The 2,068-nt window shown below is 47.9% G+C and carries 1 protein-coding gene and 2 pseudogenes; all 3 read left to right on the top strand.

All coding sequences use genetic code 11. The annotated features are described in order from the left end of the window. A pseudogene (locus ACTIE6_RS00985) lies at positions 1–353 on the top strand (hypothetical protein); the annotation flags it as partial. Continuing rightward, entirely contained in the window at positions 340–918 is a 579-nt protein-coding gene (locus ACTIE6_RS00980; protein WP_439554851.1) for an exo-alpha-sialidase, read from the top strand. The pseudogene ACTIE6_RS00985 and the gene ACTIE6_RS00980, both read left to right, overlap by 14 nt. Before the next feature lie 12 nt (positions 919–930). Continuing rightward, positions 931–2,068 (top strand): annotated as a pseudogene (locus tag ACTIE6_RS00975) (hypothetical protein); the annotation flags it as partial.

The following is a 2,068-nucleotide window of genomic DNA, read 5'->3' as shown; positions in this document are numbered from 1 at the left end:
TTTTGCTTGCTGATACACCCAATATTCCGGACTGCAACCCCGTGCTGTTTTTGAATGCAAAAGGCAAATTGTTCCTGGTGTGGATTGCGGTGCAAGCTAACCTTTGGGAGCAATCGATTTTACGCTTGAAAACTTCCGAAAACTATCTTAAACCAGGTGCTCCCGTTTGGGAATGGCAGGATAATATCCTCCTGAAACCAGACGACAGCTTTGCCGCAGAAGTGGAGAAAAAACTAAACGCTGCCGCACCTGCCCGCAGGCTGGGCAGGTTATGCGCCCAAATACGACGATCTGATTATCGCAGCCAGCAAAGATGCGCCAAAAAGAAGCATCGGCTGGATGACCCGTATTAAACCGCTGCTGCTGGAAAATGGGAGGATTGTGCTGCCGCTTTATTCGGATGGTTTCAATATGTCAATGACCGCCATTTCCGATAATCATGGAGAAACCTGGCGACCCGGGTTGCCCATTGTTGGTCGGGGTCCCATTCAGCCCGCCATTATCAGGAAAAAGAATGAAGACCTGCTGGCATTGATGCGCGACAGTGGCGACGAGCCTACCCGGGTGCATGTCAGCGAAAGTACCGACCAGGGTGAAAGCTGGCAGGCAACCCGCAAAACGGACATTCCCAACACAGCCAGCGTAGAACTCATTGTTTTGAAAGACGGCCGCTGGGCTTTTTTGGGAAATGATATTGAAAACGGCCGCTATATACTGACGCTCAGAACTTCGGCCGATGAAGGCAAGAGCTGGAAGCACTTTTCCATTGAAAATGATGAATCCAGAAAAGGAGGGTACTCCTACCCTTCGCTGATCCAGACACCCGACGGATTGATGCACATGACCTACTCGCATCATCCTGAAAAAGGCAAAAAGTCTATTAAATATGTTGTCGTTGACCCGACGCGCTTACCTTAACCTACCTTTTTAATGCAACGATCAAATTACTTTACACTCCTGCTACTGGCGATCACCCTTTACGCATGGAGCGCGCAATTGAGTGCGCAGCCGGTTTACAAAGACAAACCATTCCAGCAGGATTACAGCATCAAGTACTATGCGGATACCACCAAAGCCAGGCTGCTGAAAGTGGCGGCAGACCGCAATGGAAATATTCAGATCCTGGCCAAAGAAGGTTTGCAGCACCTTTCAGGCGGTGAGTTCCTTTATCCCGGAAGTATCAGGGCAGACGATACTTACCGGTTTATGAAAGACAAAAAGGTCGCGGATCTGACGGTTTACGAAAACCAGTTTGTATATCTTACCAACGCAGTAGTAATGAGCAATGCGTGGGCAGGAACTTTGTTTTCGAAACATACACTGACGAACGCAAAAACACTTGCTGGCGGGAAAGACTTCACATTTCTGGTAAGCGACGGCAAAGCATTGCAATTGATCAAGGATTCAAAAGCAATATGGACAGGAATTTTGCCAGGCGATGAAGTACTGGATCTGATCGATCAGCCGGGAAAGAACGCTTTCTGGATTTTGGGTAAAAAGTCTCTGTACACGCTGGCAGACAACAAGCTCTCCAAAGTAATGGACGGATCGGGCTTTACCAGTTTTGCGCTCGCTAATAAAGCAGGGAATATTGTGGTAGGTACCTCCGACGGATATCTCGTTTTTGACCTAAAAACAGGTAAGCAAGCGGGAACAATTGCAAAGAAACTGCCTGCAACACGAATCACCGCGGTGAAAGAAATTAATGGAAAGCTATGGTTCGGATCAGATCAGGGCGCTTTTGCACTTCGTGAAGATGGTAAGTTCGACTATCACTACGGCGAACGCTGGCTACCAGGCAATGTAGTTACGGATATTGAGCCGGGCCCTGGCAATTCTGTTTTGATCCTGACTACAAAGGGGCTTGGACAAATCAGGTTCAAATCGATGACGCTGGAAGAAAAAGCGATGTTTTTTGAAGAACAGGTTCGTAAACGTCACATTCGCAATGGGTTCAATGCTACTCTTGCTAAAATGGAGCATGGAAATCTGGCAACGGGCTATATGGAAGATTCGGATAATGACGGCTTGTGGACCTCGATGTATCTGGGTGGTGAGATTTTCAGGT

This window comes from Dyadobacter sp., assembly GCF_051859145.1.
Classification (GTDB): Bacteria; Bacteroidota; Bacteroidia; order Cytophagales; family Spirosomataceae; genus Dyadobacter.
This window is presented reverse-complemented; position numbering and strand designations above follow the sequence as displayed.